The organism is Maritimibacter sp. DP1N21-5, from assembly GCF_019218295.1.
Lineage (GTDB): Bacteria > Pseudomonadota > Alphaproteobacteria > Rhodobacterales > Rhodobacteraceae > Maritimibacter.
The window spans coordinates 1,834,293-1,852,900 of record NZ_JAHUZF010000006.1 but is presented as its reverse complement, the minus strand read 5'-3'; the positions used below and the strand labels follow the sequence as shown (position 1 = coordinate 1,852,900).

Sequence of the window (18,608 nt, the reverse complement as noted above, 5' to 3'; positions counted from 1 at the left end):
GTAGGCCGGGAGAAAACCCGGCCTACACGTTTCTTGCGAGCCGTTGTCCCAAGGCTGCAAGGGTCCCTTCCGACAGGTCAGGAAGGTAAAGTACCTCGCGCGGGTCAGCGTCGCCCCGGATCCGTTTGTAGGCCCCGTCGTAATGTGTCGCGATGAGATCGGAGGCGAGGGCCATGCCATTTCGGGCCTCGGCGAGCCCTAACCACTCCTCGACCTTCGCATGACCATGATACCGGGCAAGTTTTCCCAGCGTGGCGGCGAGCCGGTCGGGATCGTCGGCGATGTCGGGATAGGCCTCGATCAGATGGGCGGCGCGGGCGGCGAGAGGAGCCTGCACCTCGTAATATTCCGCGCCCAGCATCGCCTTCCAGAGGGACGGCGGGATGAGCAGCCCGCCGATCTTGGAGCTTTCCGCCTCGACGAATACGGGCCGCGCTGGGTCGAGCGCGGTCAGCGCCATGGCGATCCGGCTTTCAAACGTCTTCTGCGCGGGCTGTGCCCCGCCCAACAGCCCGAAGAGTGACCCGCGATGTTCGGCCATCGCCTCGAGGTCGATGACCTGTCCACCCGAAGCCGCGATATGATGGAGGAGCCGCGTCTTGGCCGTCCCGGTGCCGCCGTCGATCAGGATCGGGCGAAACGGCAGCGGTTGGTCGTGCAGCATGGACACGACGAGCCGACGAAAGGTCTTGTACCCCCCCTGCACGGTGTCCGCCCGCCAGCCGATGTTCTGAAGCAGCGCCGCGAAGGAGCCCGACCGTTGTCCACCGCGCCAGCAATAGACCAGCGGACGCCAGCCGCCCGGGCGGTCGGCCAGCGTTTCCTCGAGATGGCGCGCGGCGTTGCGGGCGACCAGCGCAGCGCCGACCTTGCGGGCCTTGAAGGGGTCCTCCTGCACATAGATCGTGCCGACCACGGCGCGTTCTTCGTTCGACAGGACAGGCAGATTGATCGCGCCGGGAATGTGGTCCTCGGCAAATTCGGCGGGCGAGCGCACGTCGATGATCTCGTCGAAAGGTAGCGCCGCGAGATCCGTCAGCGTGCCGAGCGCAATCGGCATCAGCGGCCTTGTCCCCGCAGGATGGTCAACGCCGTGCGCCACAGCAGACGCGCGTCCATCGCGAAACTCGCGTGCTCGATGTAGTAAAGATCGGCGGCCACCTTGGCCCGCGTCGCCTCGAGCCCCTCGGCATAGCCAAGGTCGACTTGCGCCAGCCCCGAGATGCCGGGACGGATGCGATGACGGTCGCGGTATTCGGGAATCGCACGCAGATAGATACGGGCATGGCTGAAGAAATCCGGGCGCGGCCCGATCAGGCTCATCTCGCCGCGCAGGATGTTGATGACCTGCGGCATCTCGTCGATGCGGGAGCGGCGAAGAAAGGCCCCGAGTGGGGTGATCCGGTCAAGCTCCAGCGGATCGTCGTGTCCGCGCACCGGGCCGGTCGCCTCGGTCATGGTGCGGAACTTGAAGGCCGCGAAGGGCCGGCAGTCGCGCCCCATGCGCGGCTGGACGAAGAAAAGCGGGCCGGGATTGCCGATGGGGTTGGCGATGAGCAGCACGAGCGACGCAAGTGCGAGCAGGGGCAGGACCGCGATGGCCACGGCGAGATCCGCCGCGCGCTTCATTGTCCAGAAGAAGGCCGAACCGCCGGGATGCGCAATTGCGCGCGCCTCTGCCTCTGGTTCTTCCCGATCCATCTTCAACGTTTGGCCTCGATACCCTGCTAATCCGTCAGGCCCGCCTTTTAGAGAGGCTTTTCAGATATTACTACGGCAATTGCCGCCCAAACGACGGCTACAGGCCAAATCGTGCTGTCGCGCCCACAACTAGGCGTAGTCGTCGTAATCCTCGCGCACGGCGGCCTGCAGATCCTTGAGAAAGGCCGGGTCGGCGGCGTGGACCCGGTTCCATGTCGGGATGAAGGGCGTTTCGTGCGGGTTGTCGAGAAACACATTGCCGGCGCGGATGATGTTCTCGGCGAAAAGCTCGATCGACTTTTCCTCGGAATGGCGGTCGAGGATCAGCCCGTTCATCCTGGCGTCGTTGTAATAGCCGTCGAGCAGATCCAATGCGGAACGGTAGTAGGTGGCTTTGAGCGTGCGGAAGACGTTGGGTGTGAAGACCGTGCCATCGGCGGCGAGCTTTCGGAAGATGGCCTTGCAGATGTCGGTAGACATGCGTGACAGGCCGGTCGAGGCGTCTTCCTCGGAGAGGTCCTGGTGCTTGTGGTCATAGGCGTCCGAGATTTCCACCTGACAGACGCTCTTTGGGGCCAGATTGCGCCAGGCTTCGGAGAGTACGCCGATCTCCAGCCCCCAGTCCGACGGAATGCGCAGATCGGGCAGGATCGCGGTGCGCATGGCGAATTCACCGGAGAGCGGGTAGCGGAAGGAGCGCAGGTAATCGAGGTAGTCGCGATCCCCGATCACACGCTTCAAGGCGATGAGGAGCGGGGAGACGAGCAGCCGTGTGACGCGACCGTTGAGCTTGCCGTCACCGATGCGGGGGTAATAGCCCTTGGCCACCTGGTAGGGGAACGACGGGTTCGCTACAGGATAGACGAGACGCGCGAGCATTTCGTTCGTGTAGGTGACGATGTCGCAGTCATGGATCGCCATGACCGCACTGTCGGCACAGCCGATGAGATAGCCCATCGAGGTCCAGACGTTCTTGCCCTTGCCGGGTTCCTGCGGCGCGAGGCCCAGGGTTTCGAGACGTTCCTGCAGGGCGAGCATCCGGGGACTGTCGTTCCAGATGACGACATGGTTCTGCGGCAGCTTCGAGAAAAAGCTGCGGGCGTGGCGGTATTGCGCCTCGTCCGCGCGGTCCAGCCCGATCACGATGCGGTGCAGGTAGGGCACCGGCACGAGCTCCTCGACGATATTGGCAAGTGCCGGACCTTCGAGTTCGGAATAGAGAGACGGCAGGATGAGGCTGATCTTGCGGGTCTGGGCAAAGGCGGACAGCTCGTAGTCCAGTTCCTCGACCGAACGGGAGCGCAGATTGTGCAGCGTGGTGATATTGCCGTTCTGATGAAAGTCAGCCATGCGCCGCGCCCTTCTGCGATTTTTCCACTTCGTCAATAACTTGGCTGACCGAAAGGTTCCAGCCAACCGGTCCGGGAGCAGTCGCGCGACGGATCTTGCCTGATTTTTCACCTTTGAGCGGGGGCAGGGGTGCCGCGTCGGGATTCGGTATGACGATGCCGATGTCGGCGGCTTCGAGCATCTCGACATCGTTGGGTGCGTCGCCAAGCGCGACGGTGACTCCAGGCGCGAGAGCGCGAGTGACTTCGGCCATGGCGTCGGCTTTCGTGCGGCCGAAAGACAGGGTGAGAAACCGTCCGCCCATGCGGGCATGGATACCCATCTCGGCGAGTGCGGCGACGAAAGCGTTGCGCGTGGCATGGTCGCCCGTCCAGAGACCCGGCTCGGAAAACCCGCGGGCGCGGGCATCGGCGGCGGCGACGAGAGGCAAGCCAGTCGTCCGCGCGAGCGCCGGGATGTCCATGTCGCCGAAGCCCGTGAAGGGTGTTCGCAGGCCATCAGGAAGAGCATCCAGCGCGGCGCGGAGGGCAGCGTAGTCAGGCGCCTCGGGAAGGTGGTCCACATGCGCTGGCAACGTGCCGGCACCGTTCTCGACGATCGCGGGCCAGTCGGTGAGACCCATGTCCCGGCGCAAGTTGACGACCTCGGCCGCGGTCTTCGACGTCGCGAGCACGACGCCGTCCCCCATCCGCCGGAGCCGGTCCAGCGCCGGACGGGCCGGGCCCCAGTCGTAGCTGTGATGATCGAGGAGCGTGCCATCGAGGTCGGAAAAGATCAGGATCGGCAGGTGCGGCGCGTCGGTCATGGGACGAGCATGGCACCTTCAGGTGGTCGGCGCACCCCGGGAAAGGGCGCGGAGGGCGATTTTTCTGCGCTGCGGCGCGGACCGTTTGTTGCCGCTTATCGTTCGGGCTACGGGAGGCGTGTCTCCGACGCGCCCGTAGCTTTCGCAAGCAGCGCGGAAAGTGTGGCGGCTTCGTCGGGCGACAGGCGGGCGAGGAGTTCGTCCTGCATGTCGCGGACCGTGGGACGCGCGCGGTCGAGGAGCACGATGCCGTTCTGGGTCAGGCGCAGCGCCTTGGCGCGGCGATCCGTCCGCGACGGTCTTCGGTCCACCATCCCCTTGGCCACCAGCCGGTCCACAACGCCTCCGATCGTCACCTTGTCATAGGCGACACGGGCGGCGAGCTTGGCCTGATCGGTCTCGCCCGCCTCGTCCAACACGGACATGACCGCGAATTGCACGGGCGTCAGGTCGAGCCCGGAGGCGCTCATCCGCTCCCGGAAGAGCGCCGTCGAGAGCTGGTTCATCCGGCGGATCAGGTGGCCGGGCATGGTGGCGAAATCGGCGGTGGTCATGGCGCGAGCCTAGCACGACCAGACCATCTGGCAAGTATACTTACGGGTTTGCTCTTCCCTTCGCCCCCGGCTTGGGAAAAGGTGAGGCATGACACGCTATCTCTTCCCGCCCGCATCCTTGGTCTCGGTCCCCATGATCGGGAGCGACCTTCGCTATCCTGTCACCCGCATCTTCTGCGTGGGCCGGAATTATGCAGCCCATGCCGCCGAAATGGGGGTGGAGGTCGACAGGGAGGCACCCTTCTATTTCACGAAGACACCGGCCCATCTGGTGGGAAGCGGCGCTGTCCTGCCGTTTCCGCCCGGCACGGGGAAACTGCATCACGAGATGGAACTGGCCTTCGTCATCGGGTCCCCGGTGTTTCGGGCGGGCCAGGCAGAGGCACGCGCGGCAATCCATGCCTACGCCTGCGCGCTCGACATGACGCGGCGCGACCTGCAGGACATGGCCAAGGAAAAACGCAGGCCATGGGACACCGGCAAGGACTTCGAGGGCAGCCTGGTCATCGCCCCGCTCACACCTGCCGCAGCCTTTGCGCCCGAAGCGCAGCGCATTCACCTTGCCGTCAACGGCGCGACGCGACAGGACGCGTCGCTCGGCGACATGATCCATGACTGCGCGGACATCGTCGCGCATCTCTCGACGCTCTACCACCTCGCGCCGGGCGACCTCATACTGACCGGCACGCCCGAGGGTGTCGGCCCGGTGGTGCAAGGCGACCGGATCGAGGGCGGGATCGACGGGCTCGCGGGTGTGACGCTCACCTACGGCGTCCCGGAATGACAAACGGGGCCGCGCGGGCCCCGTCGTCGTTCCGCTCCGACAGCGAAGGTCATTCGTCCTTCGCCGTCGCTTTCTTTGGCGCGGGCTTCTTGGCGGCAGCCTTTTTCGCCGGCGCTTTCTTGGCAGGGTCCTTCTTGGTCGCCGCTTTCTTCGGTGCGGCTTTCTTCTTGCCGCCCTTCGCCGCTTTCTCGGCGATGAGCGCCACGGCCTGCTCCATGGTCACATCCTCGGGCTTGACGTCCTTGGGCAGGGTGGCGTTGACCTTCTCCCACTTGATGTAGGGTCCGTAGCGCCCTTCCATCACGTTGACTGCACCGCCGCTTTCGGGATGTTCCCCCAGTTCTTTCAAAGCCTTGGCCGCCGTGCCTCGCCCGCGTCCCGGATTGAGCCGCTTCTCGGTGATGAGTTCCACTGCCCGGTTCATACCGATCTCGAAGACGTCGTTCGGGTCCTTGAGGTTCGCGTAGACCGGCTTCGCCTCGTCGGGAAGCTGGTGCATGAGATAGGGGCCGAAGCGCCCGAAGTTGGCAGAAATCGCCGCGCCGTCGTGAAGGCCCACCTGACGCGGCAACGTCAGGAGCTTCATCGCCTTTTCGAGGTCCAGGTCGTCCGCCGACCAGCCCTTGGGCAGGCTCGCGCGCGGCGGTTTCTTGTTCTCCTCCGTCACTTCGCCCTTCTGGACGTAGGGACCGAAACGTCCCGACCGCAGCGAGACATCCTCGCCGTCCACCTGCCCCAAGACACGGTCGCCAGGCTCCTCGCCGCCACCGATGGGGCGGGTGTAGCGGCATTCGGGATAGTTCGAGCAGCCGATGAAGCCCCCGGTGCGCGAGGTCTTGAGATGCAGGTCACCATTGCCGCAGAGTGGGCATTTTCGGGGATCGGACCCGTCTTCGCGGGGCGGGTAGAGCTGTGGGGCCAGCGCCGCGTCGAGCTTGTCGAGCACCTCGGAGATCCGAAGTTCGCTGGTCTCGGAGATCGCTGCCGAGAAATCGCGCCAGAACCGGGCGAGAACCTTCTTGTAGTCGAGATCGCCCGCGGAAATCTCGTCCAGTTCTTCCTCGAGCTCCGCCGTGAAGTCGTATTCCACGTAGCGCTTGAAGAAGTTCATCAGGAAGATCGTCACGATCCGACCCTTGTCGTCGGGGATGAGCCGGCCCTTGTCCTTGTGGACATACTCCCGGTCCTGGATCGTCGTCACGATCGAGGCATAGGTCGAAGGCCGCCCGATCCCGAGTTCTTCCATGCGCTTGACAAGCGTTGCCTCGGTATAGCGGGGCGGCGGCTGGGTGTGGTGCTGTTCGGGCGTGACGCCGGTCTTGGCCGTGGGCTCGCCCTGGGACATCTGGGGCAGACGGTTCGCGTCGTCCTCGTCATCCATGACCACGTCGTCCCGGCCCTCTTCGTAGACCTTGAGAAAGCCGTCGAAGAGCACGACCTGACCGGTGGCACGCAGCACCACCTGCCCGTCGGAGGACCCGATGTCGACGGCGGTGCGTTCGAGCCGCGCCCCTTCCATCTGGCAGGCGAGGGTGCGTTTCCAGATGAGGTCGTAGAGCTTGCGCTGGTCGGGTTCGAGCTTGGCCAGCGCGCTTGCATCCACGCTCATGTCCGTGGGCCGGATACATTCGTGCGCTTCCTGCGCGTTCTTGGCCTTGTTCTTGTAGACCCGCGGGCTCGAGGGCACGTAGTCCTTGCCATAGCGGCTCGCGATTTCGTCGCGGGCGGCCGCCACGGCCTCCGGCGCCATGTCGATCCCGTCCGTCCGCATATAGGTGATGTGCCCAGCCTCGTAGAGACGCTGCGCCGCGTTCATCGCCTGGCGCGCGCCCATGCCGAACTTGCGGCTGGCTTCCTGCTGGAGCGTCGAGGTCATGAAGGGGGCGGAGGGGTTGCGCGAGGCGGGCTTGGCCTCGACGGACAGCACCTTGAGGTCGCGCTTCTCGATGGCCGCCACCGCCAGGTTGGCGTCCTCCGCGGTGGCGAGGTCGAAACGGTCGAGCTTCTTGCCGGCCAGCGCCGTGAGCCGCGCCTCGAAGGTCTGGCCACGCGGCGTGGTGAGTTCGGCCTTCACGCTCCAGTATTCACGGGCGTTGAAGGCCTCGATCTCCTGCTCGCGTTCGACGATGAGCCGGAGGCAGACCGACTGAACCCGGCCCGCCGAGCGTGCGCCGGGCAATTTGCGCCAAAGCACCGGCGACAGGTTGAACCCTACGAGGTAATCGAGCGCCCGGCGCGCCAGATAGGCGTCGACCAGCGGCTGATCGACCTGGCGCGGGTTCTTCATCGCTTCGGTCACCGCTGCCTTCGTGATCGCGTTGAAAACGACACGGCTGACGGCGGTGTCCTTCTTGATCGCGCGCCGTTTGCGCAGCGTCTCTTCGAGGTGCCAGGAAATTGCCTCGCCTTCGCGGTCGGGGTCGGTGGCGAGAATGAGCGTGTCGTCATTGGCAAGCGCGTCGGCGATGGCCTTCACGTGCTTGCGGCTGTCGGCACCGACTTCCCAGGTCATGTCGAAATCGTTGTCGGTATCGACCGATCCGTCCTTGGGCGGCAGATCCCGGACGTGACCGTAGGAGGCCAGGACCGTGTAATCGCCGCCAAGATATTTGTTGATTGTTTTGGCCTTGGCCGGGCTCTCGACGACAACGACGGGCATAAAATCCTCTCGACTCGGAAAAGGGGTCTTGGGGGCTGTAGATGTGTCGCGGGCAGGGGGCTTGTCAATGCCGCCAGGTCCGAAGGCGGCTCAACCTTCGGTCAGGAGCGCGCGGATCGCCCCGTCAGTTGCAGCGTGAGAGCGTGCCGCCGGGACCCCGCGCGATGAGCCCTTCGAGCTCCATCACGGTGAGCTCGGTCGCGACATGCTGGGCGTCGACGTGGATGTCGCGCAGGAGCATGTCTTCCTGCAACGGGGCCTGCGAGAGCCGGTCGAGGATCTGGCGGTGAAGGGCAGAAGTTTCGGCAAGGCTGCGCCGTTCGGGCGGGGCCGGGGGAATGGTGACTGGTGCCGGGGTGGTCCGGCGTTTCGAGGGTTTCGGTTCGGCGTTCTCACGAAGATCTGGCCCGGCAACCGATGTGCTTGCAGTTCCGGCTTGACTGGTCGTGGCGCCCCGCAGGGCCTCCTCCCGGGCGGTGATCTCATCGAGCACGACGATCATGTCCTGCGCCGATCTGAGGAGCGTGGCCCCGTCGCGGATCAACCGGTTGCCCCCTGTCGCGCGCGCATCGAATGGATGGCCCGGCACGGCAAAGACCTCCCGCCCCTGTTCGAGCGCCATCTCTGCCGTTATGAGCGAACCGGACTTCGCCGCGGCTTCGACCACGGCCACGGCCCGCGACAGTCCGGAAATGATCCGGTTGCGCGGCGGAAAATGCCGCGCCTGCGGGGCGAGCCCCATCGGCGCTTCGGACAGCCGAAGCCCCTTGCGAAGGATTTCTTCGCCCAGCACGGCGTTCTCGGAGGGATAGACGACATCGACGCCACCGGCGAGCACGGCGATCGTGCCGGTGTCGAGCGTGGCCTGATGCGCGGCCGTGTCGATCCCGCGTGCAAGCCCTGACACGATCACGTGACCCGCCGCCCCCAGGTCGAGCGCGAGCTTGCGCCCCATCCGGATCCCGAGGGAGGAGGCATTGCGCGCGCCGACCAGCGCCACGGTGGACCGGGACAGAAGCGACAGGTCGCCCATCGCCCAGAGGATCGGCGGCGCATCGGTGAGGCCCAGCAACTGGCGCGGATAGTCCGGTGCCCCGTAGCACAGCATCGTCGCGCCGCATTTTCCCGCCCAGTCGAGTTCCTGTTCGACGACGGGCGCGGGACAGATCTGATAATCGCGCACGCCGGCGTCAGCCGCGATCCCCGGCAGGGCGTCCAGCGCGGCATGCGCCGTTCCATGTTCTGCCATGAGCCGGAAAAAGGTGCTCACGCCGACCCGGCGTGAGCGCAACAGACGAAGCCAGGACAGCCGGTCTTCCAGGCCTGAGGGTGGGGTGAGGGGGTGGATGGCAGGGAAAAGTTCCAAGGGGCACCTGATTCCGTCTCTTGCCGCCTGACCATGCGCTCCAATGGTTAACGCGCCGTGAATCCCGTCGCACGAAACGCGAACGTCCCTGCTTCTCTGGTTCAGAAATATCCTCGGGGGTCTCAAAGGGGGCAGAAAGCCCCCTTTGCATGGGGGGCTTTGGGGGGAACAGGTTCCCCCCAAATCGCGCCGCGATGCCAGAGGCGGCGCAAGACCTCAGGTCTGCGATCCGCCCACGGTCAGCCCGCCGATCATCAGGGTCGGCTGGCCCACGCCCACCGGCACCCATTGGCCGGCCTTGCCGCAGTTCCCGATTCCAGGGTCGAGCCGCATGTCGTTGCCGACCGCGCGCACCTGTTTCATCGCCTTGGGGCCGTCGCCGATCAGTGTCGCGCCTTTCACAGGCGCGCCCACTACACCGTTCTTCACGCGGTAGGCCTCGGTGCAGGAGAAGACGAACTTGCCGTTGGTGATGTCGACCTGTCCGCCGCCGAAGCCGACCGCATAGATCCCGTCCTTGAGGTCCGCCACGATCTCTTCCGGCGACGCGTCCCCGCCTTCCATGATCGTGTTGGTCATGCGTGGCATCGGCGCATGGGCATAGCTTTCGCGCCGCCCGTTGCCCGTGGCCTTGACCCCCATGAGGCGGGCGTTCTGTCGGTCCTGCATGTATCCGACGAGCACCCCGTCCTCGATCAGGACCGTGCGCGACGAGGGCGTGCCCTCGTCATCCACCGTGATCGACCCGCGCCGGTCGGGGAGGCTGCCGTCATCGACCACAGTCACGCCCTTGGCCGCGACCTGCTGCCCGATCAGGCCCGAGAAGGCGCTGGTGCCCTTGCGGTTGAAATCACCCTCGAGCCCATGGCCCACCGCCTCGTGCAGGAGGATCCCCGGCCAGCCGTTGCCCAGCACGACGTCCATCTGACCGGCAGGGGCGGGCTCGGCCTCCAGGTTTACGAGGGCAATGCGCAGCGCCTCGTCCACGCTTGCCTTCCAGTGTTCGGGCTGGATGAGCTCGGCCAGTCCGGCGCGCCCGCCGCCCCCATGGCCGCCGGATTCGCGCCGTCCGTCCTTGTCGACGATCACGCTCACGTTCACCCGGCTCATGGGCCGCGTGTCGGCGACGAGGGTTCCGTCGGGTCTGAGGATGAAGACTTCCTGAAGCGAGGCCGCGATGGTGGCCGAGACCTGCACCACGCGCGGATCGCGCGACCGGGCATAGGCGTCGATCTCGCGCAGCGTCTCGACCTTCACCGGGAAGGCGGCATCGGTCATCGGGTCGTTGTCGGTATAGAGCTTGCGGTTCGTGCGCGCCGGGCTCTCGGCCAAGGTGCCACCGCCCGCGCCGACCGCCAGTCGCGCGGTTTCCGAGGCCCGGGTGAGCGAGGCTTCCGAGATTTCGGTGGAATGCGCGTAACCGGCCGTTTCCCCGCGCACCGCGCGCAGGCCAAAGCCTTCGGAGGCATCGTAGCTTGCCGTCTTGAGGCGCCCGTCGTCGAAGACCAGAGCCTCGCTGCGACGCCGCTCCAGAAAAAGCTCGCCATCGTCGGCCCCATCGGTCGCGGCACGCAGAACTGCCAGCGCGCGACCCTCGTCGAGATGGGTTTCGAACGGGCGGAAGGGGGTCTGATCGGTCATGTGGTCCTTTCGTCCTGCTTTGACGTGGGTCAAATAAATGCAATCAACTGCATTCGTGCGGCTCCATGTCGCAGGAATTATCTTGTTCCTAACAGACTAATATGGTTTGAGACGCGCGGGAGACAACGGGATTCCCGTCCGAAAGCGGCGAACCCTCGATTGGGGCGCGACCAAGCGCCGAACAGGAAGAAACGGAATGCAAGCAATGATGAAAGCCATGCGGCCTCTGACCCTTCTGGCGGCGACCTTCTGGACCGGCGCCGCCTTTGCCCAGAGTGACGAAGTCATCGGTCATCCGGTCCCCAAGGGGATCAACTTCCAGCCCGCCGCGACGGATATCTCGCAGGCGACCTTCGCGCTGGACAACATGCTGCTCTATATCATCATCGCGATCTCGGTCTTCGTGGCCGGTCTGCTCCTGTGGATCATCGTGTTCCACAACGCAAAGATGAACCCGACGCCCAAGACCTTTACCCACAACACCCCGATCGAAATCGCCTGGACGCTGATCCCGATCCTGATCCTCGTCTTCATCGGCGCCAACTCGCTCCCCGTCCTGTTCAAGCAGCAGGAAATCCCGGAAGGCGACGTCGTGATCAAGGTGACCGGTTACCAGTGGTACTGGGGCTATGAATACGTCGACGAAGAGTTCGGTTTCGAGAGCTTCATGATCGGCCAGGGCCTGCCGGAAGCGGAAGCCAAGGCCGAGGTCGAGGCCGCCGGCTACACCCCGGACATGTGGAAGCTCGCCACCGACACCGTCGTGGTCGTGCCGACCGGCAAGAAGATCGTCATGGAAGTCACCGGCGCGGACGTGATCCACGCCTGGACCATCCCGGCCTTCGGCGTGAAACAGGACGCCGTGCCCGGCCGTCTGGCGCATCTGTGGTTCACCGTCGAGCCGGGGATGGAAGGCATCTACTTCGGTCAGTGCTCGGAGCTTTGTGGCAAGGACCATGCCTATATGCCGATCACCGTGCAGGCCGTCACCGAAGCCGAATACGAAGAGTGGCTGGCCGGCGCGCGCGAAGAATATGCGGGCATTCCGAGCACCGTGACCGTCGCCTCCGCCGAGTGAGCGCAGCACGACACCACAACACAGGGCAGGGGGCGCGGACGTGTCCCCGGCCCCTCGGCAACACTGAAGACCGGGCGACCGGAATAGGCAAATGACGGACAGCACCTTCACCACGGATCAGGACCGCGAAGCGGGCTTCGGCGACTACTTCGCCCTGCTCAAGCCGCGTGTCATGTCGCTCGTCGTGTTCACGGCCTTCGTCGGCATGCTCGTGGCCCCCGCGCCGATCAACCCCTTCGTCGGGCTCGTCGCGATCCTGTTCATCGCCATCGGCGGCGGCGCGTCGGGCGCACTCAACATGTGGTGGGACGCGGATATCGACGCCAAGATGCGCCGCACGCTCAAGCGGCCCACGGTGACCGGCAAGGTCACTCCGGACGAGGCCAAGGTGCTTGGTTTCGCGCTGTCAGGCATCTCGGTCATCATGCTCTTCCTCGCGACCAACTGGGTCGCCGCCGCGCTTCTGGCCTTCACGATCCTCTTCTACGTGGTGATATACACCATGTGGCTCAAACGCTGGACGCCGCAGAACATCGTCATCGGCGGCGCTGCGGGCGCCTTCCCGCCCATGATCGGCTGGGCCGCCGTGACCGGCGACATCACCGTCGCCTCGGTGCTCATGTTCGCGCTGACCTTCGCCTGGACGCCGCCGCATTTCTGGTCGCTCGCGCTCTTCGTGAAGAACGACTACGCCAATGCGGACGTGCCGATGCTGACCGTGACCCACGGTCGCCGCGTGACGCGCAACCACATCCTCGCCTATACCTTCATTCTTGCCGCCGTCGCCGTGGGCCTTGGCCTGACCGCCATCGGCGGGCCGACCTATATGGTCGTCGCGGTGCTCATGAACGCCTGGTTCATCAAGGGTGCGGTGGATATCTGGCGGCGCGAAGATGCCGACAGCGAGGCCGACGGCCACCTTGTCGAACGCAAGTTCTTCAAGCTCTCGCTGCTCTATCTTTTCCTGCACTTCGGCATGCTCCTTGTCGAGCATACGTTGATGCGCTTTGGGCTGGGAGGCTGGTAATATGGCCACGACACCGATCCGCGCCACGCATGAACTTCACAATCGCCGGTTTTCCCGGAACTTCGGCCTGGGCATCGTGCTCGTCCTCTTCGTCGGCATCGTCTATGGGCTGACCATCGCCAAGGTCGGCACCGACCCGCGCGACGATCTCGGGGCGGACTGGGCCACGGCACAGGAGAAGGCCGCGAAATGAGCCTGTCCAAGACGCAGAAATCGGCCACCTACCTCGTCGGCGTCGTCGTTTTCATGGGCGCGATGGCCTGGGCCGCTGTGCCCTTCTACGACTGGTTCTGCCGGGTAACGGGCTTCGGCGGCACCACCGGCGTGGCCGAGGCGGGATCGGACGTGATCCTCGACAAGACCATCAAGGTGCGCTTCGACGCCTCGGTCGAACGAGATTTCCCCTGGATCTTCAAGCCGGTCCAGCGCGAGATGACGATCCGCATCGGCGAGACGGGCCTGGCCTTCTACGAGGCGACGAACCCCACCGACCGCCCGATCGCGGGCACGGCGAGCTACAACGTTGCGCCCTATTCGGCGGGCGGCTACTTCACCAAGATCGACTGCTTCTGCTTCGAGATGCAGGTCCTTCAACCCGGCGAGACGGTCATGATGCCCGTGACCTTCTACGTCGACCCCGAAATCACGGAAGATCGGGACGCCAAGTTTGCCAAGGCGATCACGCTCTCCTACACTTTCCACGAAACCGATCTGCCCGAGGATGTGGCGTCGCTTGGCGACGAAACGACCCCGACGGTTGGTCAGAACTAAGATCAGGGATGGATAACGATGGCACACGCCAAGAACCATGACTACCACATCCTGCCGCCGTCCATAAATCCGCTGCTCGCGGCTGTCGGCGCCTTCGTGATGCTCTTCGGAGCCGTGAAATGGATGCATGACGCCGGGCCGTGGGTCTTCCTCGCGGGCCTTCTGATCGTGCTCTACACGATGTTCAGCTGGTGGTCCGAAGTGGTCCACGAAGGCCAGACCGGCGATCACACGCCCGTCGTGCGCATCGGCCTCAAGTATGGCTTCATCCTGTTCATCATGTCCGAGATCATGTTCTTCGCGGCATGGTTCTGGAGCTTCTTCAAGCACGCCATGTATCCGATGGGTCCGGAAAGCCCGGCCGTGGACGGCGTCTGGCCGCCCGCCGGCATCGAGACCTTCGATCCATGGCACCTGCCGCTCATCAACACGCTGATCCTGCTCCTGTCGGGTGCTGCGGCGACCTGGGCGCACCACGCGCTGGTGCACGAGAACAACCGCAAGGACGTGAAAGCCGGCCTGATCATCGCGATCCTGCTTGGCATGCTCTTCACCTTCTTCCAGGCCTATGAATATTCGCACGCCGCCTTCGGCCTGTCGGGCAACATCTATGGCGCGAACTTCTTCATGGCGACGGGCTTCCACGGCTTCCACGTCATCATCGGGACGATCTTCCTCTTCGTCTGCCTGATGCGCGTTTATGCCGGCCACTTCACCCAGCAGCAGCACGTCGGCTTCGAGGCCGCTGCCTGGTACTGGCACTTCGTGGACGTCGTGTGGCTGTTCCTCTTCGCCGCCGTCTATATCTGGGGCGGCTGAGTTCCGAACCGAACCTGAGTACGAACGGGCGGGGGAAACCTCGCCCGTTTTGCCTTTGCCTGACCTTCCCCCTCGCGCCCTGCGCGCGTCGGGTGTAGATGACCCCCATGACGAAACAGATCCTCACCGGTGTACTTCTCCTCGCGGGCCTCGCGCTCTTCGTGGGCCTCGGCGTCTGGCAGTTGCAACGCCTCGAATGGAAAGAGGGCGTGCTGGCCGAGATCGAGGCGCGCATCGGGGCCGCGCCGGTCGATGTGCCCGCGACGCCCGATCCCGACGCCGACCGGTACTTGCCGGTAGCCGTGACCGGCACGATGGAAGCGGGCGAGCTTCATGTTCTGGTGAGCCATGTCGACTACGGCGCCGGATTTCGCATCGTCTCGCCTTTCGTGACCGACACGGGACGTCGGATCATGGTCGACCGCGGTTTCGTGCCCTCTGCGCGCCGCGATGATCCCCATGCGACGGGCGAGATGCAGGTCGCGGGGAACCTGCACTGGCCGGACGAGCGCGACAGCTACACGCCCGAAGACGATCTGGACGCGAACTACTGGTATGCCCGCGACGTCGACCGGATGAGCGCGGCGCTCGATACCGAGCACTTGCTGTTGGTGGCGCGGACGGAAACCGACCCGGCCATCCTGCCGCTTCCGGTGAGCCCGGACGGCATTCGCAACAAGCACTTCGAATATGCGATGACATGGTTTCTCTTCGCGGCCACCTGGGTCGGGATGACAGGCTTCGCGCTTTGGCGTATACGGCGCCGGACCCCGGCGGACCTCGAGTCCGAACGTGCGTGACAAGAACAAGGACGAGCAGATGAAATACGTCTCAACACGTGGCGCGGCCCCCGTGCTCAACTTCGAAGAGGCCATGCTGACGGGCCTCGCGCGCGACGGTGGCCTCTATGTTCCCGAAACCCTGCCGACCCTGTCGACCGAGGAGGTCGCCGGGCTGGCGGGGCTGTCCTACGAGGAGACGGCCTTTAGGGTCATGCGTCCCTTCATCGGGCCGGAACTCTCCGACGCGGACCTGAGCCGCTGTATCCGCAAGGCCTATGAAGGCTTCGGCCACGTCGCGCGCGCGCCCCTGGTGCAGCTTGGGCCGAACCACTTCCTGCTGGAGCTGTTCCACGGTCCGACGCTCGCGTTCAAGGACTTTGCGATGCAGCTTATCGGCCAGCTCTTTCAGACCGCGCTCGAACGGCGCGGCGAGAAGATCACCATCGTGGGCGCGACCTCGGGCGACACCGGTTCGGCGGCGATCGAGGCGTTCCGGGGTCTCGACAATGTGGACGTCTTCATCCTTTTCCCTGATGGCCGCGTGTCCGACGTGCAGCGACGTCAGATGACCACGCCTGTCGAGGCCAATGTCCACGCGCTCGCACTCGACGGCGACTTCGACGATTGCCAGGCGCGGCTCAAGGACATGTTCAACGATTTCGACTTCCGCGACGGGGTGGGGCTCGCCGGCGTGAACTCGATCAACTGGGCGCGGGTGCTGGCGCAGGTCGTCTATTACTTCACCTCCGCCGTTGCACTGGGAGCGCCGCATCGCAAGGTGAGCTTCACGGTGCCCACGGGGAATTTCGGCGACATCTTCGCGGGTTACATCGCGAAGCGCATGGGCCTGCCCATCGAGAAGCTGGTGATCGCGACGAACCAGAACGACATCCTGCACCGCACGATGGAGACTGGCGCCTACACGAAGGCCGGGGTCACGCCCTCGATCAGCCCCTCGATGGACATTCAGGTGTCGTCGAATTTCGAGCGCGCGCTCTTCGATGCCTATGGGCGCGACGGAGGCGCCGTGGTCGGGCAGATGAAGGACCTCGAGCAAGGTGGATTCGAGATCAGCCAGGGCGCATATGACTTCCTGAAGGAGTATTTCCACTCGGGACGCGCGTCAGAGGAAGAGACCCTGGAGACGATCAAGTCGACCTACGAGTCGACCGGCGAAGTCCTTTGCCCCCATTCCGCCGTCGGCGTGAAGGTGGCGGGTGAGCATCTGTCCGAAACGCCGATGATCACGCTCGCGACCGCGCACCCGGCGAAATTCCCGGCCGCCGTGAAGCAGGCCTGCGGCCGCGACGCTACCCTGCCGCCGCGCATGTCCGACCTCATGAGCCGCGAAGAGCGGGTGACGCGGGTGTCCAATGACCTCAAGGCAATCGAATTGCTCATCCACAACCGGACGGGCCGCTGATGACCATTCGTTTCGACACGCTCCCCAACGGCTTCCGGGTCGTCACCGAAGAAATGCCGGGGATCGAAAGCGCCTCGCTTGGCGTCTGGATCACGGCCGGCGGACGCCATGAGCGGATCGAGCAGAATGGCATCGCGCATTTCCTCGAGCACATGGCGTTCAAGGGCACGACGACGCGCTCGCCGCTTCAGATCGCGGAAGAGATCGAGGATGTCGGTGGCTACCTCAACGCCTATACGGGCCGCGAAGTTACCGCCTATTACGCGCGCGTGCTGAAAGAGGACGTGGCGCTCGCGCTCGATGTGGTGTCCGATATCGTCCTGAACCCGGTCTTCGATGCGCGGGAACTTGAGGTGGAGCGCGGCGTCATCCTGCAGGAGATCGGCCAGGCGCTCGATACGCCGGACGACGTGATCTTCGACTGGCTGCAGGAGGCCGCCTATCCCGAGCAAGCGATCGGCCGCACGATCCTTGGCCCCGCCGAGCGGGTTTCGAATTTCTCGCGCGAGGATCTGGCGGGCTTCGTGGCCGAACACTATGGCCCCGAGCGCATGATCCTTGCCGCCGCAGGCGCGGTCGACCATGACGAGATCATGCGGCTCATCGAGACCACCTTCGGCGCGATGACGCGAAAATCCTCGCCGCTGATCCAGCCGGCCGGCTTCATCGGCGGCGAACGGCGCGAGATCAAGAAGCTCGAGCAGGTGCATTTCACGCTGGGGCTCGAAGGGCCCAGCTATTCCGACGACGCGATCTATACCGCGCAGGTCTATGCCAATGCCCTTGGCGGGGGCATGTCGTCGCGGCTCTTCCAGGAAGCGCGGGAAAAGCGCGGCCTGTGCTATTCGATCTATGCAAGCGCCGGGGCGTGGTCCGATACCGGGCTCATCACGATCTATGCAGGCACTTCGGCAGGCGAGATCGCGGGGCTTGCCGAATTGACCATCGACGAGATGCGCCGCGCCGCCGCTGACATGACGGTGGCCGAGGTCGACCGCGCGCGCGCCCAGATGAAGGCAGGCACGCTCATGGGGCTCGAAAGTGCCTCGGCCCGGGCGGAACGGCTGGCCCGTCAGGTGGCCGTCTGGAACCGCGTGATTCCCATCGAGGAAACCGTCGAACGGCTCGATGCCGTGGACCTAGGGGCGGTGAACGTCTTTGCCCAGAAGACGGTGTCCGATGCCCGCGCGGCCATGGCGCTTTATGGGCCGGCGAAGAAGGCCCCCGACCTCGCCACCTTGACGGAGCGGCTGGCGGCTTGATGTTCAGACGGGCAAAGACGGTTCGGATCGATACGCCGCGCCTTCTGCTGCGCCCACTTGGTCACGCCGATTTCCCTGCCTGGCGCGAACTGCGCCTCGCGAGCCGCGATTTCCTCGCCCCATGGGAGCCGACCTGGGCGGCCGATCACCTTGAGCGCAAGGGCTTCACCAATCGCGTGAACTGGGTGAACCGGTCGATCAATAATGGAAGCGCCGTTCCCCTCGCCATCATTCGCCGGCTCGACAACGTGCTTCTGGGCGCGATTACCCTCGACAATATCCGGCGCGGGCCCGCGCAATCGGCCACGGTGGGCTACTGGATCGGCGAACCCTATGCCCGCCACGGCTACATGCGAGAGGCGCTGTCGGCGGTGGTGGATTATGCCTTCCGCGAGCTTGACCTGTCGCGGATCGAGGCAGGCTGCCTTCCTGAGAACGCCGCCTCGCGCGGGGTGCTCGAGAAATGCGGCTTCAAATACGAAGGCGTGGCGCAATCCTACCTTCAGATCAACGCGCGCTGGCGGACCCACGTGCTTTACGCCGCGCTGCGCTTTGACAGGCGCGGACGGACGGACGCGGGCTGACG

The 18,608-nt window shown here is 64.9% G+C and carries 18 protein-coding genes; 10 read left to right on the top strand and 8 right to left on the bottom strand.

Annotated features, from left to right (window positions below):
* Positions 1–22 precede the first annotated feature (22 nt).
* The 5 genes from mnmH to KJP29_RS16740 form a co-directional block, all read right to left on the bottom strand.
* On the bottom strand, positions 23–1,060 hold the full coding sequence (gene mnmH, locus KJP29_RS16760; RefSeq protein WP_218464651.1) for a tRNA 2-selenouridine(34) synthase MnmH: 1,038 nt from the start codon (positions 1,058–1,060) through the stop codon (positions 23–25).
* A complete protein-coding gene (locus tag KJP29_RS16755; RefSeq protein ID WP_255553645.1) occupies positions 1,060–1,701 on the bottom strand; it encodes a sugar transferase in 642 nt (213 codons plus the stop codon). The genes mnmH and KJP29_RS16755 overlap by 1 nt, the downstream gene beginning before the upstream one ends.
* 129 nt (positions 1,702–1,830) lie before the next feature.
* Positions 1,831–3,051: a glycosyl transferase gene (locus KJP29_RS16750; RefSeq protein ID WP_218464650.1), complete on the bottom strand. Its 1,221-nt coding sequence runs from the start codon at positions 3,049–3,051 to the stop codon at positions 1,831–1,833.
* Positions 3,044–3,856: a mannosyl-3-phosphoglycerate phosphatase gene (locus KJP29_RS16745; RefSeq protein ID WP_218464649.1), complete on the bottom strand. Its 813-nt coding sequence runs from the start codon at positions 3,854–3,856 to the stop codon at positions 3,044–3,046. Before KJP29_RS16745 ends, KJP29_RS16750 begins: the two co-directional genes overlap by 8 nt.
* A gap of 107 nt (positions 3,857–3,963) precedes the next feature.
* Positions 3,964–4,410, bottom strand: a complete 447-nt coding sequence (locus tag KJP29_RS16740; protein WP_255553644.1) for a MarR family winged helix-turn-helix transcriptional regulator — start codon at positions 4,408–4,410, stop codon at positions 3,964–3,966.
* A gap of 88 nt (positions 4,411–4,498) precedes the next feature.
* Between KJP29_RS16740 and KJP29_RS16735 the strand changes: the two genes are divergently transcribed.
* Positions 4,499–5,194: a fumarylacetoacetate hydrolase family protein gene (locus KJP29_RS16735; protein WP_218464648.1), complete on the top strand. Its 696-nt coding sequence runs from the start codon at positions 4,499–4,501 to the stop codon at positions 5,192–5,194.
* A 49-nt stretch (positions 5,195–5,243) separates the two neighbouring features.
* Here the strand turns inward: KJP29_RS16735 and topA are convergent, their stop codons facing one another.
* From topA to tldD, 3 genes are all read right to left on the bottom strand, one after another.
* The gene (gene topA, locus KJP29_RS16730; RefSeq protein WP_218464647.1) at positions 5,244–7,853 is read right to left on the bottom strand and encodes a type I DNA topoisomerase; all 2,610 of its coding nucleotides are present in this window, start codon (positions 7,851–7,853) and stop codon (positions 5,244–5,246) included.
* Positions 7,854–7,977: 124 nt separating this feature from the next.
* Positions 7,978–9,162: a DNA-processing protein DprA gene (dprA, locus tag KJP29_RS16725; RefSeq protein ID WP_370630893.1), complete on the bottom strand. Its 1,185-nt coding sequence runs from the start codon at positions 9,160–9,162 to the stop codon at positions 7,978–7,980.
* A 273-nt stretch (positions 9,163–9,435) separates the two neighbouring features.
* Positions 9,436–10,860, bottom strand: coding sequence for a metalloprotease TldD (gene tldD, locus KJP29_RS16720; protein ID WP_218464645.1), 1,425 nt, complete (start codon positions 10,858–10,860; stop codon positions 9,436–9,438).
* Positions 10,861–11,068: 208 nt separating this feature from the next.
* Here tldD and coxB point away from each other — a divergent pair, with 208 nt between their 5' ends.
* From coxB to KJP29_RS16675, 9 genes are all read left to right on the top strand, one after another.
* A complete protein-coding gene (gene coxB / locus KJP29_RS16715) occupies positions 11,069–11,938 on the top strand; it encodes a cytochrome c oxidase subunit II (RefSeq protein ID WP_370630892.1) in 870 nt (289 codons plus the stop codon).
* Between the two features lie 91 nt (positions 11,939–12,029).
* Positions 12,030–12,965 (top strand): heme o synthase, encoded by a 936-nt coding sequence (cyoE, locus tag KJP29_RS16710; protein ID WP_218464643.1) that lies wholly within the window; start codon positions 12,030–12,032, stop codon positions 12,963–12,965.
* Position 12,966: 1 nt separating this feature from the next.
* On the top strand, positions 12,967–13,158 hold the full coding sequence (locus tag KJP29_RS16705) for a hypothetical protein (RefSeq protein WP_218464642.1): 192 nt from the start codon (positions 12,967–12,969) through the stop codon (positions 13,156–13,158).
* Complete coding sequence (locus KJP29_RS16700; RefSeq protein ID WP_218464641.1) at positions 13,155–13,736, top strand: cytochrome c oxidase assembly protein; 582 nt, start codon at positions 13,155–13,157, stop codon at positions 13,734–13,736. Before KJP29_RS16705 ends, KJP29_RS16700 begins: the two co-directional genes overlap by 4 nt.
* A gap of 18 nt (positions 13,737–13,754) precedes the next feature.
* Positions 13,755–14,555 (top strand): cytochrome c oxidase subunit 3, encoded by an 801-nt coding sequence (locus tag KJP29_RS16695; protein WP_218464640.1) that lies wholly within the window; start codon positions 13,755–13,757, stop codon positions 14,553–14,555.
* 107 nt (positions 14,556–14,662) lie between these two features.
* A complete protein-coding gene (locus tag KJP29_RS16690; RefSeq protein WP_218464639.1) occupies positions 14,663–15,355 on the top strand; it encodes an SURF1 family protein in 693 nt (230 codons plus the stop codon).
* 19 nt (positions 15,356–15,374) lie between these two features.
* The gene (thrC, locus tag KJP29_RS16685; protein ID WP_218464996.1) at positions 15,375–16,760 is read left to right on the top strand and encodes a threonine synthase; all 1,386 of its coding nucleotides are present in this window, start codon (positions 15,375–15,377) and stop codon (positions 16,758–16,760) included.
* Positions 16,760–18,022, top strand: coding sequence for a pitrilysin family protein (locus KJP29_RS16680; RefSeq protein ID WP_218464638.1), 1,263 nt, complete (start codon positions 16,760–16,762; stop codon positions 18,020–18,022). Before thrC ends, KJP29_RS16680 begins: the two co-directional genes overlap by 1 nt.
* Complete coding sequence (locus tag KJP29_RS16675) at positions 18,022–18,606, top strand: GNAT family N-acetyltransferase (RefSeq protein ID WP_218464637.1); 585 nt, start codon at positions 18,022–18,024, stop codon at positions 18,604–18,606. Before KJP29_RS16680 ends, KJP29_RS16675 begins: the two co-directional genes overlap by 1 nt.
* The last annotated feature ends 2 nt before the right edge of the window (positions 18,607–18,608 follow it).

What these genes read in the sequence shown, in the direction of transcription:
- mnmH (WP_218464651.1), bottom strand. Translation starts at nt 1,060, where the DNA reads ATGCCGATTGCGCTCGGCACGCTGACGGATCTCGCGGCGCTACCTTTC.
- KJP29_RS16755 (WP_255553645.1), bottom strand. Translation starts at nt 1,701, where the DNA reads ATGGATCGGGAAGAACCAGAGGCAGAGGCGCGCGCAATTGCGCATCCC.
- KJP29_RS16750 (WP_218464650.1), bottom strand. Translation starts at nt 3,051, where the DNA reads ATGGCTGACTTTCATCAGAACGGCAATATCACCACGCTGCACAATCTG.
- KJP29_RS16745 (WP_218464649.1), bottom strand. Translation starts at nt 3,856, where the DNA reads ATGACCGACGCGCCGCACCTGCCGATCCTGATCTTTTCCGACCTCGAT.
- KJP29_RS16740 (WP_255553644.1), bottom strand. Translation starts at nt 4,410, where the DNA reads ATGACCACCGCCGATTTCGCCACCATGCCCGGCCACCTGATCCGCCGG.
- KJP29_RS16735 (WP_218464648.1), top strand. Translation starts at nt 4,499, where the DNA reads ATGACACGCTATCTCTTCCCGCCCGCATCCTTGGTCTCGGTCCCCATG.
- topA (WP_218464647.1), bottom strand. Translation starts at nt 7,853, where the DNA reads ATGCCCGTCGTTGTCGTCGAGAGCCCGGCCAAGGCCAAAACAATCAAC.
- tldD (WP_218464645.1), bottom strand. Translation starts at nt 10,860, where the DNA reads ATGACCGATCAGACCCCCTTCCGCCCGTTCGAAACCCATCTCGACGAG.
- coxB (WP_370630892.1), top strand. Translation starts at nt 11,069, where the DNA reads ATGAAAGCCATGCGGCCTCTGACCCTTCTGGCGGCGACCTTCTGGACC.
- cyoE (WP_218464643.1), top strand. Translation starts at nt 12,030, where the DNA reads ATGACGGACAGCACCTTCACCACGGATCAGGACCGCGAAGCGGGCTTC.
- KJP29_RS16705 (WP_218464642.1), top strand. Translation starts at nt 12,967, where the DNA reads ATGGCCACGACACCGATCCGCGCCACGCATGAACTTCACAATCGCCGG.
- KJP29_RS16700 (WP_218464641.1), top strand. Translation starts at nt 13,155, where the DNA reads ATGAGCCTGTCCAAGACGCAGAAATCGGCCACCTACCTCGTCGGCGTC.
- KJP29_RS16695 (WP_218464640.1), top strand. Translation starts at nt 13,755, where the DNA reads ATGGCACACGCCAAGAACCATGACTACCACATCCTGCCGCCGTCCATA.
- KJP29_RS16690 (WP_218464639.1), top strand. Translation starts at nt 14,663, where the DNA reads ATGACGAAACAGATCCTCACCGGTGTACTTCTCCTCGCGGGCCTCGCG.
- thrC (WP_218464996.1), top strand. Translation starts at nt 15,375, where the DNA reads ATGAAATACGTCTCAACACGTGGCGCGGCCCCCGTGCTCAACTTCGAA.
- KJP29_RS16680 (WP_218464638.1), top strand. Translation starts at nt 16,760, where the DNA reads ATGACCATTCGTTTCGACACGCTCCCCAACGGCTTCCGGGTCGTCACC.
- KJP29_RS16675 (WP_218464637.1), top strand. Translation starts at nt 18,022, where the DNA reads ATGTTCAGACGGGCAAAGACGGTTCGGATCGATACGCCGCGCCTTCTG.